Source organism: Brachybacterium sp. AOP29-B2-41, assembly GCF_052378395.1.
In the GTDB taxonomy this organism is placed as follows: Bacteria; Actinomycetota; Actinomycetes; order Actinomycetales; family Dermabacteraceae; genus Brachybacterium.
Genome location: NZ_JBQSXR010000006.1, coordinates 53983 through 68265 on the forward strand (window position 1 = coordinate 53983; position 14283 = coordinate 68265).

The 14283-nt window shown below is 70.6% G+C and carries 14 protein-coding genes; 8 read left to right on the top strand and 6 right to left on the bottom strand.

Annotated elements, in window-relative coordinates:
- From ACT3T9_RS07710 to ACT3T9_RS07730, 5 genes are all read left to right on the top strand, one after another.
- Entirely contained in the window at nucleotides 1-1035 is a 1035-nt protein-coding gene (locus ACT3T9_RS07710; protein ID WP_441443981.1) for an ABC transporter ATP-binding protein, read from the top strand.
- Nucleotides 1036-1037: 2 nt separating this feature from the next.
- Nucleotides 1038-1886 carry an ABC transporter permease gene (locus ACT3T9_RS07715; protein WP_441443980.1) on the top strand — a complete coding sequence of 283 codons (849 nt, stop codon included), beginning with the start codon at nucleotides 1038-1040 and terminating at the stop codon, nucleotides 1884-1886.
- Between the two features lie 72 nt (nucleotides 1887-1958).
- Entirely contained in the window at nucleotides 1959-2510 is a 552-nt protein-coding gene (locus tag ACT3T9_RS07720) for a hypothetical protein (protein ID WP_441443979.1), read from the top strand.
- Between the two features lie 66 nt (nucleotides 2511-2576).
- Nucleotides 2577-3746 carry a sensor histidine kinase gene (locus tag ACT3T9_RS07725; protein WP_441443978.1) on the top strand — a complete coding sequence of 390 codons (1170 nt, stop codon included), beginning with the start codon at nucleotides 2577-2579 and terminating at the stop codon, nucleotides 3744-3746.
- Entirely contained in the window at nucleotides 3743-4414 is a 672-nt protein-coding gene (locus ACT3T9_RS07730; RefSeq protein ID WP_345081495.1) for a response regulator transcription factor, read from the top strand. Before ACT3T9_RS07725 ends, ACT3T9_RS07730 begins: the two co-directional genes overlap by 4 nt.
- Nucleotides 4415-4507: 93 nt before the next feature.
- On the opposite strand, the gene ACT3T9_RS07735 is transcribed toward ACT3T9_RS07730, so the two are convergent.
- From ACT3T9_RS07735 to ACT3T9_RS07755, 5 genes are all read right to left on the bottom strand, one after another.
- Nucleotides 4508-5539, bottom strand: coding sequence for an ABC transporter substrate-binding protein (locus ACT3T9_RS07735; RefSeq protein ID WP_441443977.1), 1032 nt, complete (start codon nucleotides 5537-5539; stop codon nucleotides 4508-4510).
- A gap of 111 nt (nucleotides 5540-5650) precedes the next feature.
- Nucleotides 5651-6496 carry an ABC transporter permease gene (locus tag ACT3T9_RS07740; protein ID WP_441443976.1) on the bottom strand — a complete coding sequence of 282 codons (846 nt, stop codon included), beginning with the start codon at nucleotides 6494-6496 and terminating at the stop codon, nucleotides 5651-5653.
- Entirely contained in the window at nucleotides 6493-7281 is a 789-nt protein-coding gene (locus ACT3T9_RS07745) for an ABC transporter ATP-binding protein (protein WP_441443975.1), read from the bottom strand. Before ACT3T9_RS07745 ends, ACT3T9_RS07740 begins: the two co-directional genes overlap by 4 nt.
- A gap of 181 nt (nucleotides 7282-7462) precedes the next feature.
- Nucleotides 7463-7954: a tRNA adenosine(34) deaminase TadA gene (tadA, locus tag ACT3T9_RS07750; RefSeq protein WP_441443974.1), complete on the bottom strand. Its 492-nt coding sequence runs from the start codon at nucleotides 7952-7954 to the stop codon at nucleotides 7463-7465.
- Between the two features lie 21 nt (nucleotides 7955-7975).
- Nucleotides 7976-8533 carry a dihydrofolate reductase family protein gene (locus ACT3T9_RS07755; RefSeq protein ID WP_441443973.1) on the bottom strand — a complete coding sequence of 186 codons (558 nt, stop codon included), beginning with the start codon at nucleotides 8531-8533 and terminating at the stop codon, nucleotides 7976-7978.
- Between the two features lie 158 nt (nucleotides 8534-8691).
- Here ACT3T9_RS07755 and upp point away from each other — a divergent pair, with 158 nt between their 5' ends.
- Both upp and ACT3T9_RS07765 read left to right on the top strand, forming a co-directional pair.
- On the top strand, nucleotides 8692-9330 hold the full coding sequence (gene upp, locus ACT3T9_RS07760) for a uracil phosphoribosyltransferase (protein WP_441443972.1): 639 nt from the start codon (nucleotides 8692-8694) through the stop codon (nucleotides 9328-9330).
- A gap of 591 nt (nucleotides 9331-9921) precedes the next feature.
- Nucleotides 9922-10683 (top strand): winged helix-turn-helix domain-containing protein, encoded by a 762-nt coding sequence (locus ACT3T9_RS07765; protein ID WP_441443971.1) that lies wholly within the window; start codon nucleotides 9922-9924, stop codon nucleotides 10681-10683.
- A gap of 874 nt (nucleotides 10684-11557) precedes the next feature.
- Here ACT3T9_RS07765 and ACT3T9_RS07770 read toward each other — a convergent pair.
- Nucleotides 11558-12313 carry a protein phosphatase 2C domain-containing protein gene (locus ACT3T9_RS07770; RefSeq protein WP_441443970.1) on the bottom strand — a complete coding sequence of 252 codons (756 nt, stop codon included), beginning with the start codon at nucleotides 12311-12313 and terminating at the stop codon, nucleotides 11558-11560.
- Between the two features lie 116 nt (nucleotides 12314-12429).
- On the opposite strand from ACT3T9_RS07770, the gene ACT3T9_RS07775 reads away from it, so the two are divergent.
- Complete coding sequence (locus tag ACT3T9_RS07775) at nucleotides 12430-14247, top strand: MinD/ParA family ATP-binding protein (protein WP_444606240.1); 1818 nt, start codon at nucleotides 12430-12432, stop codon at nucleotides 14245-14247.
- Nucleotides 14248-14283: the final 36 nt, after the last annotated feature.

A 14283-nucleotide genomic window follows, 5' to 3' on the forward strand; every position in this document is an offset into this window, starting at 1 on the left:
ATGACGACCCTCGATCAGAACCCCCTCCCCGTCGGCCCCGCCGCGTCGGGCCCCGGCCTCACCGACCAGGCGTCCATCGCTCCCGCCGCCATCGCTCCGACCGCCGATCCCGCCGCCGACGTCGTGCTGGAGGCACGCGGCCTCAGCCGTCGATATGGGCGGGGCAGGGACTCCTACCTGGCCGTCGATGGTGTGGACCTCACCCTTCGCCGCGGCGAGCTGTTCGGCCTGCTGGGCACGAACGGCGCCGGGAAGACCTCCACGCTCGAGGTGCTCGAGGGCCTGGCCCGACCCACCTCCGGCACGGTGAGCGTATTCGGTCACGACCCCTACCGTGAACGGCGCGCCGTACGCCCCCGCCAGGGGCTCATGCTGCAGACCGGTGGCTTCCCCGCAGACCTCACCGCCCTCGAGGCGCTGACCATGTGGAGCAGGACGCTGAGCACCCCGCGCCCCGTGCTGGACGTGCTGGCCGACGTCGACCTCACGGACCGGGCCAGCACCCGCATCTCCTCCCTCTCCGGCGGCGAGGTGCGTCGCCTCGACCTCGCCTGCGCGATCGCCGGCGACCCGGAGCTGCTGTTCCTCGACGAGCCCACCACCGGGCTGGACCCGGAATCGCGGGCCCGGGCCTGGGAGCTCATCGCCTCCCTCAAGGCGCGCGGCACCACGATCGTGCTGACCACGCACTACCTCGATGAAGCAGAGACCCTCGCCGACCGGCTCGCGATCATGCACCGCGGACGCATCGCGCGCGAGGGCACGGTCGCCGACGTCGTCGCCGGGCACGCCGCCCGGATCCGCGCCACGCTCCCGGCGAGCGCCCCCGCGCTTCCCGCCGTGCACGGTGAAGCCTTGCGCAGCCCCGAGGGTCACCTCGAGGTGTCCACCACCTCCCTCAATGAGGACCTCCACACCCTGCTCACCTGGGCACGCGGCGCGGGTGTCGAACTCACCGGGCTCGATGCCCGCGCCGCCAGCCTCGAATCGGTGTTCCTCGAGATCGCCAGCTCCACCCACACCCTCGAAGGATGATCATGACTGCCTCACCCGCCCTCGCGTCCGCTCCCCTCACCAGCTCCCCGCACTCCGCCTCCCCCGTGCGCCCCCGCCGCATTCCTCGCCTGCTGGGGCTCGCCGCCGCGGAGCTCTCCCTCCTGCGACGCAATCGCATGCAGCTCGGCACCGCCATCCTGCTGCCGCTCGCGCTGCCGTTCTTCTTCCTGCCGCTCGCGCAGAACGGTGCCTCCGGGGCCGCCCTGGCCAGCGTGCTCGGCACGATGTTCGTGATCGTGCTGCTGTTCGTCGTCTACTACAACCTGCTCTCGTCCTACGTCGCCCGCCGCCAGGACCTGGTGCTGAAGCGCCTGCGCACCGGCGAGGCCTCCGACGCGACGGTGCTCGCCGCGACGGCCACCCCGGCACTGCTGCTCGCCGCAGTGATGATCGTCCTCACCACGGCGCTCGCGATCCCGCTGCTGGATCTCCCGCTCCCCCAGAACCCTCTGGTGCTCGTCCTCGGCCTGGGTCTCGGCGCACTCATGCTGGTCCCGCTGGCCCTGGTCACCGCGAACATCACCCGCACCGTCGAATCCGCGCAGATCACCTCGCTGCCCGCGATGGCGGTCCTGATGATCGGTGCCGGCGGCATCCTGCCCGTCGAGCTCCTGCCCGACTGGGTGGCCCGGCTGATCACCTTCCTCCCCTCCGCCCCCATCACCGCGCTGGTGCGGCTGGGCTGGCTGGGCATCGACGCCGACGGAGCCGCTCTCGCCGGCCCCGATGCGTGGATGCTCATGGCCGGACAGACCGGGATCCTGCTCGGCTGGACCCTCGTCGGCGCCCTGATCGTGCGCGAGCACTTCCGCTGGGAACCGCGCGGCTGAGCCCGCTCCTCCCCACTGCACCTCTCCCCCACCACACCACGCCGCCACTGCGACACCAGACAAGGACATCTCTTGTTCCAGGACCTCCTCTCCCAGCTCCACACCCTCGTCTCCGGCCTCGAGCCATGGCAGCAGGTGCTCGCCCTCGTGCCCGCCGGCGCGATCCCGTTCATCGAGAGCTACTTCGGCAGCTTCCTCGGCGCCGCGCTCGGCATCCCTCCGGCGATCGCGATCCCCGCCGCCGTGGCCGGGAACCTGATCTCCACCTTCGCTGTGATCGCCCTGTCCGGCAGGGCCCGCGACGCTGTCACCGACGGCAGGAGCCGCCGCAGGGGTGGGATCCAGGCGGCGCCCAGTGTCGAGGCGGGGCCCGGCGCCGAGGCGGAGCGCGGGGTGAAGCCCTCGCGGTTCCGCACGAAGATCGCCGCCGCGCTGGACAAGTACGGAGTTCCGGGAGTCAGCCTGCTGGGACCGCTGCTGGTCGCCTCCCAGATCACGGGACCGACCCTGGTGGCCCTCGGCGCCACCCGCGGAAAGGTCTACCTGTGGATGGGCATCTCGATCATCGCCTGGGGCATCGCGTTCGGCCTCTTCGGCAGCCTGTTCCTCGCCACGATCGTCTGAGCGGATTCGAGCCGATAGGCTCCCGACCTGGCCGCCCTTCTGAAAGGTGGCCGCGAGAGGAATGACATGGAGTCGACCGTCGGCCGCCAGTGGAGCGTGTTCTACGCCTACACGGCCTGGACCGTCGTCGGGGTGGTGGTGCTGCTCCCGCTGGGTATCGCCCTGTTCCTGGACCTGCGGATCCCAGCCGCCTTCGCCGCCGCCCCGCTGAGCGCCGCGGCGCTGTGCGGGCAGATCGCGCTCGCCGCCTGGTCCGCCTGGCGCGCCATGGAGGCATGGGCCGCCGCCGACGCCTCCACCGCCCGGGACCGCTGGGGCATCCGTCAGGTGGGGACCCTCCCCTCCGACCTGTCGCTGGTGGCCGCCGCAGCCCCGTCGGCGCTGATCGCCGGGACCACGCTGCTCGGCGGCGGAGATCTCCGCTTGTTGATCCTCTCGCTGTCCGCGCTGGTCACCACGGCGACGATCCGGTGGCGTTGGGAGTTCGGCCTCGTCCTCACCCTGGGGTTCACAGCGGTGGCGGCGCTTCTGATGGGCTCCCTCCCGGCGAGCCTCCCCACCGGAATCCTCATGGTGGCGGCTGTGCTCACCACTCGGCTCTCGCTGTGGCTGGCGGCGATGGTGCGCGAGCTCGATGACGCCCGCCAGGCGCAGGCCCAGCTGGCCGTCGCCGAGGAGCGCCTGCGCTTCGCCCGCGATCTGCACGACGTCTCCGGTCGGGACCTGTCCGTGATCGCGGTGAAGGCCGAGCTGGTCGCGCAGCTCACCGAGCGGGAGGATCCCCGCGCGGTGGAGCACAGTCGCGAGGTCGCCCAGATCGCCCGCACCTCGCTGGCCGAGATCCGCGGCCTGGTGCGCGGCTACCGTGAGGCGGATCTGGCCACCGAGCTGCGCGGCACCGCCTCGCTGCTGCGCTCAGCTCATGCTGAGGTCACGATCCACGGCGAGGCGGACGACATCCCAGCACCGCACGCAGGCACCGCCGCCTGGGTGCTGCGTGAGGGCGGCACCAACATCCTGCGCCACGCGAACCCTTCCGTCGTGACGATCACCCTCACCTCCGGCGGTGTCACGCTGGTCAACGACGGCGCCCCGGGCGACGACGACGTCCACGAGGGCAGCGGGCTGACCGGGATGCGTGAGCGCCTCGGCACCGACTCCGCGCTGAGCATCCACCGCGAGCGCGGCACCTTCACCCTCGACGTCCGCTTCGATGCCGCAGGAGGCACCCGATGATCCCCGACCCCGTCCCTGCTGCATCTGCTGCCACGTCTGCGCACTCCGGTCCCGCTGCCGCCGCGCTGCGCGTGATCCTCGTCGATGACGAGAACCTGATCCGTTCAGCGCTCGCCACGATGCTCTCCCTCGAGGACGACCTCGACGTGCGCGGAGAGGCGGCGACGGTCGCGGACGGTGTGCGCCTGGCGCAGGCGGAGCAGCCGGATGTCGCCGTGCTGGACCTGCAGCTGCCCGACGGTGACGGCCTCGAGCTGGCCAGCCGGATCGGCGAGGTCTCCCCCGCCACGCGCTGCCTGATCCTCACCTCGCACGCCCGGCCCGGCTATCTGAAGCGTGCCCTGGCCCAGGGCGTGCTGGGATTCCTGCCGAAGACCACCTCGGCCGATCAGCTGGCCCGGGCGGTGCGCTCGGTCGCCGCCGGGCGCCGAGTGATCGACCCCGAGCTCGCGGCGGAGACGATCTCCTCCGGCGACTCGCCGCTCACCCCGCGCGAGGCGGACGTGCTCGAGTTCGCCGCAGATGGCGCGGCGATCGAGCAGATCGCCCGCCGCGCGCATCTGGCCGAGGGCACCGTGCGCAACTACCTCTCCAGCGCGCAGGCGAAGCTGCAGGCCGCGAACCGGCACGAGGCGGTCGCGATCGCCCGCCGCCAGGGCTGGATCTGAGGTTCGTCCTTTCCGGCGAGACAGCCGACCGTTGCGCAGTGGGCGTTCTGAGCGCCCAGAACGCCCACTGCGCAACGGTCGACAGCGTCGGGATCAGGCGCTCGCGCCCTCCGCAAAGCTCGCATCGACGATCCCGGCCACGTCGAGCGGCTCGGTGTAGGTGATCTGCTCCGCCTGGATCCACGCCGCCTGCATCGCCTCGAGCTGTTCGGGCTGCGGGGCGAGGTCGGGCAGGTAGGTGTACATCGGCGAGGCCTTGAGCACGTCGATCTCCTGGCCGAGGGTGTCGGCGAGGATCTGGTAGACCTCATCGGTCTGCACGCCGTCCTCCGAGAGCTCCTGGGCACCCTTGGCCAGCGCGGTGAAGAAGCCCTGGGCGAGCTCCGCGCCCACGAAGGTCTCCGAGTAGATCACGCCGGTGCCGGTGGTGCCCTGCTTGGGGACAGCGATCGGGGAGGCCACGCCCGCCTCCTCCATCGAGGTGGAGAAGGGCGCCGAGGGGGTCGCCGCGTCGATCGAGCCGTTGGTGATGGCGGGCTCCTGATCGGGGGTGGAGAGGTTGGAGATCTCCACGTCGGCCAGGGTCAGGCCGCCCTCCTCGAGCATGGCCGCGAGCAGGTAGCCGCCGGTCGCGCCGGGGCCGCCGGCGACGCCGATGGTGCGACCCTTGAGATCCGCGACGGAGGTGACCGAGCCGTCGTCGATGAGCTCCTGGCGGACCTCGAGAGCGGTGGGCGAGTTCTCGGGGTCGCCCGGAGAGATGCCCATCGAGCCGACGACCTTGAAGGCGAGTCCCTGCTCGAGCGCGTTGAACATGCCGGCGCTGACGCCCGCGACCATCACGTCGAGCTGGTTGTTCGAGAGCATCGGAATGCCGTCCTGCCCGGACTTCAGCGGGGTGAGCTCGAGGGTGATGCCCTCCTCCTCGAAGTAGCCCATCGCGTCAGCCACGTACAGCGGGGCGAACAGCGCCGAGGGCAGGTGGCCCACGCGCACGGCGCCGGAGCCGGAGCCGGCCTCGCCGCCGGCAGCGGGATCCTCACCGGTGACGGCGGAGCCGCAGGCGGCCAGGGCCCCTCCCACGGCGGTCGCGGAGGCGAGGGAGAGAAGGGTACGACGACGCATGACGTGCTCCTATGCAGGGGTCTTCGGGTGAGGTCTTCGGGTGGCTCTTCCGGTGAGGTCCTCGGAAGCGCGGGGTCTTCGGGTGTGCGGGATCTTCGGGTGGGGTGCCGCTCAGCGCTCGCGGCGCCAGGGCAGCAGCAGCTTCTCGGAACGACTGAGCACGGTGGTGACGGTCGCGCCGATGACGCCGATGACCACCAGGCCCACGTAGAGCTTCTCGGGGATGAACAGCTGCCAGGAGTTCCAGATCAGGTAGCCGAGCCCGGTGGTGGTCGCGCCCGTGAACTCGACCGCGGTGACCACCACCACGGCGGTGCCGGTGGCGGTCTTCAGCCCGGAGAACACGAAGGGCATCGCGCCGGGCAGGACCACGAAGCGGAACCGGTCGAAGCCCCGCGCGCCATAGGCGGCACCCGCCTCGAGCAGCTTGCGGTCGATCGCCCACACGCCGGAGACGGTGTTGATCTGCATGATGAAGAAGGTGGTGATGAAGACCGCGATGATCTTCGGCGTCTCGGTGGGGCCGAAGATCATCAGCAGGATCGGGAAGATCGCGATCTTCGGCAGCGGGTAGAGGGCCGAGAAGAGCGGGCCGAGCGCGGCGTTCAGCGCGCGTGAAGAGCCCATCAGCAGGCCCACCACGATCCCGGCGAGCGCCCCGAGACCACCGCCCACGAACAGTCGCATCAGGGTGGGGGCGGTGTGCATCCACAGCTCGCCGTCGAGGAGCATCTCGTACCCGGCGGTGACGATCTGCGTGGGCGGCGGGAAGAAGCGCGGGTCGATGACCTGGCCGCGCGCGCTGAGCTCCCACAGCACCAGCAGCAGGATCGGAGTGATGATCGACAGCACCAGATCACGGGTGGCCAGGGTGCGCTCGCGGGCGCGCTGCGCCGTGGCGGCGACCAGGGTGCGCTGCTCTCGATCGCCGCGCACAGGGGTATCGGTGGCGCTCATGCGGTCTCCTCGGCGGTGCGCGCATCCTCGCGCAGCAGGTTCCAGATGCGGGAGCGCAGCTCGCTGAACTCGGGGCTGCGCTCGATGTCGAAGGAGCGGGGGCGATCGAAGGGGACGGTGATGTCCTCGCGCAGGGTGCCGGGACGGCCGGACATCACGATCACGCGGTCGGAGAGGATGATCGCCTCATCGATGTCATGCGTGACCATCAGGACCGTCTTGCGCTCCTGCTCCCACAGGGCGATGAGCTCCTCCTGCATGAGCATGCGGGTCTGGGCGTCGAGCGCACCGAGCGGCTCATCCATCAGCAGCAGCGGGGAGCCGGTGGCGAAGGCCCTGGCGATCGCGACGCGCTGGCGCATGCCACCGGAGAGCTGGTGGGGGTAGGCGTCGGCGAAGTCGTCCAGCCGCACCCTGCTGAGCCAGTCGCGGGCGATGCCGGTGCGCTCCGCCTTGCCGATCCCGCTCATCCGCAGGCCGAATCCGATGTTGTCCAGCACCGTCATCCAGGGGAAGACGCCGTGCTCCTGGAACACGAACGCCGCAGGGATCCGCTGCCCTTCATCGGGCATCGTCACCGTGCCCACGGTGCGCTCCTCGAGCCCGCCGAGGATCCGCAGGAAGGTGGACTTCCCGCAGCCGGAGGGGCCGACGATGCAGGTGAAGGACCCCGGGTCGAGGGTCAGCGAGAAGTCCTCGAGGGCCCACACCGGATCCTGCCCGGAGAAGAAGACCTTCGAGACGTCCTCGGCGACCACGGCCGATGACGGCAAGCGTGCATTCATGACTGCTCCTCGACCTGCTCGATATCGGCGCCAGTGTAGTAGCGGCGTTCGAATGGCGAGATTCCAAGCCCACAGGCTGGACAGATCGTCCGAGCTCCTGTGGCACGATCGAACAGCCCGCCTCGACCGACGGCGACGTCGCGGAGCTGAAAGTCACCAGGAAGCGATCCGGTCCTCCAGATCAGACGATCGGATCAGGCTGTCCTCCCGCGGCCCGCTTCCGCCGCGCCCGGAAGAAGTCCCGCAGCAGGTCCCCGCATTCCTGGCCGCGCACCCCGGTGGTGAGCTCGACCCGATGGTTCAGCCGAGGCTCGCGCACCAGGTCATAGAGGGACCCGGCCGCGCCCGCCTTGGGATCCATGGCGCCGACCACCACTCGGTGCGTCCGGGCCAGCACGATCGCCCCGGCGCACATGGTGCACGGCTCGAGGGTGACCACGAGCGTGCAGCCGGTGAGGTTCCAGCGGCCGGTCACTTCTGCCGCGCGGCGCAGCGCGAGGATCTCGGCGTGGGCGGTGGGGTCCTCGTCGGCCTCGCGGCGGTTGCCGGCGGTGGCGAGCACCTCGCCGTCGGGGCCGACGACGACGGCGCCGATCGGGACGTCGGCCGGTTCGCGGTCGGCGGCCGCTCGGGCCTCGTCGATCGCCAGGCCCATCAGCTCGTCATCGGTCATGGGTCCATTGTCGCGCGCGCCTCAGGGACGCTCGCCCACCACCCGGTAGCGGGCCTCGAGGAAGGCTCCGTTGGTGCCGTGCTCGAGCAGCTCCAGGTCGAACGCGCCGTCCAGCAGCGGCTTCCCGGATCCGAGAGTCACCGGCGCGATCGAGACCAGCACCTCGTCGAGCAGCCCGGTCCGCGCGAACTCGGCGGCCAGAGAACCTCCCCCGACGATCCACACGGCGCCGTCCCCGGCGGCGGCCGCGATCCGCTCATGGTGTGACTGCGGGCTGCCCGAGACGATGCGGACCGTCTCCGCGGCGGGCTCGAGGTCGCGATGGGAGAAGACGAAGGTCGGCTTGTCGTACGGCCAGCCGTCGGTGTCCGCGAACTGCTCGGCGGGGTGGTCCAGGATCCACTGATAAGTGCTCCGCCCCATCACCAGCGCGCCCACCCGGGCGTAGAAGGTGTCGTAGTCCAGCAGGCTCCCCTGCTCGAGGGGCTGGGAGAGCAGCCAGTCGAGTCCGTCGTGCTCATCGGCGAGGAATCCGTCGAGGGTGACCGCGGTGTAGTAGAGGTGCTCGGGTCGGGTCATGGGGACGAGTATCCCTGCCCGGCGCTCCCGGGGGCTGGCCGTCGTCCGGGTTCTCGACCTCGTGGTTCCGCACCAGTTCGTCACGAGGAGGCCTGGCTCACCCCTCTCGCGGGGGCGGAACGCGCATGCGCGCCGCGGCGCTCCGGTAGATTCGCCTCATGCGCGTTCTCGAGATCGACCATCCGCTCGTCGCCCACAAGCTGTCGGTGCTGCGCAATCGCGCCACCCACTCCTCCGTGTTCCGGCAGCTCGCCGATGAGCTGGTGACCCTGCTCGCCTATGAGGCGACCCGGAACGTCGCCGTCGCCCCGGTGCAGATCGAGACCCCGGTGACCACGATGACCGGCACCCGGCTCACCAACCCCAAGCCGATGGTGGTGCCGATCCTGCGCGCCGGCCTCGGCATGCTCGACGGCCTCACCCGCCTGCTCCCCACCGCCGAGGTGGGCTTCCTCGGCATGCTGCGCAACGACGAGACCCTCGAGGTCACCACGTACGCGAACCGTCTGCCCGACGACCTCACCGGGCGCCAGTGCTTCGTGCTGGACCCGATGCTCGCCACCGGCCATACCCTCATCGCCACCTGCGAGTACCTCCACGAGCGCGGCGCCCGCGACATCACCTGCGTGACCCTGCTGGCCGCCCCCGAAGGGCTCAAGGCGATGGAGGAGCAGATCGATCCCTCGATCGACCTCACCATCGTCACCGCCGCCATCGATGAGAAGCTCGACGAGAAGGGCTACATCGTGCCGGGCCTCGGCGATGCGGGAGACCGCCTCTTCGGCGTCGTCGACTGACCTCACCGCCCCGCAGCACGTCGCACGATCTGCGCGCCCCCGCCCTCCGGTGGGGGCGCGCAGTGCGTCGGGGCGTTCCGGCGCCCGAGCATGCAGGGGACGCCTGCGCAGCACCTCTCCCACTATGGGCCTGTTTGCCCACGGACGCCCCCGCGCGTCGCGCGCTTCCGTGGCCACCGGTGGCGGCAGGTGACGTCGCATGACGGCAGGTGACGGCGGGTGACGCCGTGTGACGTCCCGCGGCGACGCCGTTCCACACTGTGAACACCCTCTTGCTCTCCGGGGTGGGGCGGGGCATGCTCCTCCTATGACCTCGATCGCCGCATTCCGCGAGACCACCCACCGGGTGGTCAGCTCCGCGATGCGCTCGATGATGTTCATGATGATGATGCCGATGATGCATCGTCAGCCGAGCCTCTAGAGCTCAAGACACCTCCAGGGTCGGCTGACAGGAGCCGGCCGGAAGGCGCGGGCTCCAGGTGCTACCGGGAGCACACCCCCTGAACGATCCGCGTGAGGGCGTCGATCTCCAGGGATCCCGGGTCCACCAGCCGCCGCGCTCACCGCGCCGCACCTCGGAGAACTCGCATCATGACCATCACCCTGGATCGCCCCACTCACCACACCGACCTCCGCTTCGCCGCCCCGCGCCCCCTGTACCGGGTCGGTGGCACCGCCCCGCGCCCCAGGGCCGCGGAGGATGCGGTCACCATCACCGTGTCCGTCACCCTGCCCGCAGGCACCGGCGACGTCGAGACCGCCCTGATCGCCGATGAGCTGCGCACCCGGGCTCAGCGCCTGGTCGCAGCCCGCGACGGTCGCACCACCGTCGCGGTGAACAGCCCGAACTCCTTCGCCGCTGCGGGCCGTACGGGCTCCCGCGCGCTGCCGCCCCGCAGCCAGGGGGTCGCCGCGGTCAGCCCGCTGCGTCCGCGCCGCACGGGCATCGTCTCGCCGAACGCTCCCGCCCGCCGGGATGCCGAGGCGGTGCGTCGGCGCACCCTGCAGGCCACCGCGGTCAGCCCGTCGAGCCCCTCGGCCGCGCCGGAGGACAGCCTGGTGATCGACCTGTTCGGGCGCCGGGTGCGGATCGACGGCCACGACGTGGACTTCACGTACAAGGAGTTCGAGCTGCTGGCCCAGCTCGCGCAGAACGCCCGCCGCACCATCTCCCGCACGGAGCTCATGGAGACGGTCTGGGTCGATGCCCCCGAGGAGACCGGCGAGCGCACGGTCGACGTGCATGTACGTCGGGTGCGCACCAAGCTCGGCCGCTACCGTCGCCTGATCTCGACGGTCCGCGGAGCCGGCTACCGGCTCGATCCGGGCAGCGACGTCGCGATCCTCGGCTGAGCGACGTATTGCGAGCTTGCGAGCGATAGGAGCCAGCCAACAGGCGCAGCCTGAGCGACGCATTGCGAGCTCGCGAGCGACAGGAGCCAGCCAACAGGCGCAGCCTGAGCGACGCATTGCGAGCTCGCGAGCGACAGGAGCGCAGCCACCAGGCGCAGCCTGAGCAGTCGCCTGACGATTTCGGTCGCGTCCGAGCCACACCTGCACCGATTGTGGCTCGGACGCGACCGGGATCCGCGGTGAGCGCGACACGAGATCCGCGGCGAGCTCCACAGCAGACTGGGCGCTGGGCAGGATATGAGAAGGGCATCTGCGGCACAGGCTGGGTCTGACGCAAAAAGCGACGAGCGGCCCGGAGCACTCAACCGACAATGTCGGGGGCTCGCGGACCGCTCGTCAGGCCTGTCGTCCGTCAGGGGTGGGTGCGGGCGAACAGGCGGACGGGCTGCCATAGGTGGGGGAACCTGGCATTGATGCCCGTCTGGCCGCTCCCCATGAGGGGGGTCTTGAGGAACGGCACATCTATAAAATTTTCAACGTCTTCCGACTCTCGGAAGAGTATCAGCCGAATCGGGGATGGGCGCCACCCCCTGGCCGCCGAGCGGGAGCCCTTCCTGGCGTTCCCGTCGTGCTCCTGAGCATAGGCCTTCAAGCGGCCTCTGTAAACGCGGCAGCACTGAGTGTTCTTGCAGGTGACATGCAGGTTCGGCAAAGGTATTCCTCGGTGTCCCGCGCTTCAAGGGCGCGTCATGAACCGGGCAAATCGCCAGGCTGGAGGACGGTTCCCCGCCACCTCACGAAGTGCTGCAGACCACGCGCCCGAGGCCTGAACGGATGGTCGACACCCGGGGAGTTCCCAGCTTCAGGAGCGTCCTCACGGGCCGGTCAGGCAAAGTGTGAGGACGGTCGCATCATCGTGCAGCTTCCGGGGACGGCGAGCCGGGGCCAGCCCCGCTTCTGCGGCGCGCAGCTGGCGCAGCAGCGCCTGCGGGTCCTTCGCCAGAGAGGCGGCGAGCGAGGCGTCGTTGTGCAGCCCCAGCAGGTCCACGGCACGGGTGACTCCGTCCGAGACCAGATGCGCCCTCTGCCACTGTGCGAGCGGGCTGCTTCCCTCGATCGCCTCGTCGGCCGCCTCGGGCTCATGCCGAGCCACCCAGAAGCCGCCCGGCCTGTTGCGTCGCGCTTCGATCGCGTCGGCGGTCCGTTCGGAGCGCACCACCTCTTCGACCCTGGTGTCCGTCACCCGCATGACGTCGCCGCCGGGGCCGTGCAGCAGCAACGAGGAGTCACAGAGCACCAGATGCTCCAGCCGCTCCTCGGTGCGTCGCACTGCGACCACGGTCGCCGAGGGTCCGCCACGATCGAGGTCACAGGTGGCCTGGTGCAGCGCGCCCACGTCCTCGATCGCGCGGGCCAGCGCGGTCCGGAGCGGAACCGTCGGATCCTGGGCGTGCCCGAGCAGACGCGCGGCCAGGGCATGGGAGAACCAGCTGACCGAATGGCTGCAACCGGCTCGGAAGCGCCGCGGCACTCCGGCTCCGTCGAGCAGCACCGCGACCTCGCCGAGCACCCCGCCGGCGTCCTCATCCATCCCGGGGATCGCGGGATCGCTGAGCAATGTGGTGTGCACGCCGCCACTGTAGGTGAGCAACAGGGGGAGCACCCGGCCGTGCGCCCGTAGAGTGGTCCCGAACCAAGCCGCCCGTCCTCGGACGCGGCGGCGCTCAGTACGCGGAAGGAACCCAGATGATCGCGCAGGCGCGGATCACCTCCGATACGACTGCCACCGTGCACCTCGCCGACGAGACCGTCGAGGTCTCCGGCGCTGACCTGCCGGAGATCCGGGACCGGGTGAAGCAGGCCTTCATCACCTCCGCGAAGGCGACCGGGCAGGACATCGCCGTGGTGATCGTCGAGCCGCATGTTCGTCACCACCTGCTGGTGGAGCCGACGGGACGGATCACCGGCCGCGAGGCGGACGACCGCCCGCTGTACGGCCCCGGGATCGACGATCCGCTGATCGCCCCACCCACCGATGACACCGCGGACCTCAGCAGCATCGACCAGGCGGCGCTCCGCGGTCCGGTCACCGGTGAGCATGCGGCGATCGGCTCGCCAGCTACCGGTGAGCATGCCGCGATCGGCTCGCCGGCGACCGGGGAGCTGCCCACGGTGCGCCCGCACGGGGCCCGCCGCCGTCGGGCTGCCGCGATGCCTCCGTCGACGCTGCCCGCTGCCCGGGGCGGTTCGGGCCCGTCGGGCGTCTCCGCCGTATCCGGCACCTCGGCATCGCTCGCCGCCTCAGCCGGTTCCGGCCCGTCGGCCACCTCTGCCGTCTCGGCGTCCTCTGCCGCGTCTGCGCCGTCAGCCCTATCGGCCCCGTCGGCCCCGTCGGCGATGTCTGCTTCATCGGCCCCGTCGGCGATGTCTGCACCGTCTGCCCCGTCGGCGATGTCTGCACCGTCTGCCCGGTCGGCTCTGTCAGCCCCGTCGGTTCCTTCGGCGGCGTCCGCATCGTCCGCATCGTCGGCGTCACCGGCACCGTCCTCTCGTCCCGCGTCGCGGACCGCGCAGGAGACGGCTCGGAAGCGTCCGCTGCCAGCCCGGACCGTTCCAGAGAAGGACGCCCACCGGCCCACACTCCAGGACCTGCAGTCCTCGACCTCCAAGCGCGAGAAGGTCAAGGCCACCCGCGGGGTGCCGGGCTTCATCACCCGTCTCACCGGCGGTGTGATCTCCCCGCGGCCGAACCGTCGTGAGCGGATGGAGACCGAGCGTCTGGAGCGGATCCGTCGGCCGCTCGAGGGCCCGCGGAACATCGCGGTGGTGAACCTCAAGGGCGGCGCCCACAAGACCACCGCGTCACTGATGGTCGCGGCGACCCTCGGCGTGACTCGTGGCGGAAACGTGCTGGCCTGGGACAACAACGAGACCCGCGGCACCTTGGGCTGGCGGGGCATCCCCACGGACCACCACCGCACCGCTGTGGATCTGCTCCACGACATCGAGACCCTGCGCGCCCCCGCGGCGAGCAATGCGGACCTCGATCCGTATGTGCGTCCCCAGGGCGAGATGCGGTTCGACATCCTCGCCTCCGACGAGGATCCGGGCTCGGCCGCCTCGATCGACGAGACCGCCTTCGCCGACCTCAACGACGCCCTCTCCCGGTTCTACCGGATCAAGGTCATCGACACCGGCAACAACGTGCGCGCCTCGAACTGGCTCGCAGCGGTCAAGAGCGCAGACCAGCTGGTCATCGTCTCGACCGTGCGCGAGGACACCTTCAACGCCGCGGCGTGGATGATCGATGAGCTGCGGGCGACCGGCCTCGCGGAGCAGGTCGACCATGCGGTCACGATCCTGTCCCACTCCTCCAAGGGGAAGTTCGATCCGACTCTGCGCAGCCGCCTGCTCGCCCACTTCGGCGCCCATACCCGCGCGGTCACCGAGGTGCCCTATGAGCAGCAGTTCGTGGACGGCTCCCATCTGGACTGGCCCCGGGTCTCCGCCAAGACGAAGGAAGCCTGGCTCGACGCGACGGCGCTGATCATCGACGGGCTCTGAGCGTTCGTCCACAGTCGGGCGCCCGGCCCGGCGACT

Bases quoted from the DNA above. Each gene is read 5' to 3' on its own strand.
- ACT3T9_RS07710 (WP_441443981.1), top strand. From the start codon at position 1: ATGACGACCCTCGATCAGAACCCCCTCCCCGTCGGCCCCGCCGCGTCG.
- ACT3T9_RS07775 (WP_444606240.1), top strand. From the start codon at position 12,430: ATGATCGCGCAGGCGCGGATCACCTCCGATACGACTGCCACCGTGCAC.
- upp (WP_441443972.1), top strand. From the start codon at position 8,692: ATGCGCGTTCTCGAGATCGACCATCCGCTCGTCGCCCACAAGCTGTCG.
- ACT3T9_RS07745 (WP_441443975.1), bottom strand. From the start codon at position 7,281: ATGAATGCACGCTTGCCGTCATCGGCCGTGGTCGCCGAGGACGTCTCG.
- ACT3T9_RS07740 (WP_441443976.1), bottom strand. From the start codon at position 6,496: ATGAGCGCCACCGATACCCCTGTGCGCGGCGATCGAGAGCAGCGCACC.
- ACT3T9_RS07735 (WP_441443977.1), bottom strand. From the start codon at position 5,539: ATGCGTCGTCGTACCCTTCTCTCCCTCGCCTCCGCGACCGCCGTGGGA.
- tadA (WP_441443974.1), bottom strand. From the start codon at position 7,954: ATGACCGATGACGAGCTGATGGGCCTGGCGATCGACGAGGCCCGAGCG.
- ACT3T9_RS07725 (WP_441443978.1), top strand. From the start codon at position 2,577: ATGGAGTCGACCGTCGGCCGCCAGTGGAGCGTGTTCTACGCCTACACG.
- ACT3T9_RS07730 (WP_345081495.1), top strand. From the start codon at position 3,743: ATGATCCCCGACCCCGTCCCTGCTGCATCTGCTGCCACGTCTGCGCAC.
- ACT3T9_RS07715 (WP_441443980.1), top strand. From the start codon at position 1,038: ATGACTGCCTCACCCGCCCTCGCGTCCGCTCCCCTCACCAGCTCCCCG.
- ACT3T9_RS07755 (WP_441443973.1), bottom strand. From the start codon at position 8,533: ATGACCCGACCCGAGCACCTCTACTACACCGCGGTCACCCTCGACGGA.
- ACT3T9_RS07765 (WP_441443971.1), top strand. From the start codon at position 9,922: ATGACCATCACCCTGGATCGCCCCACTCACCACACCGACCTCCGCTTC.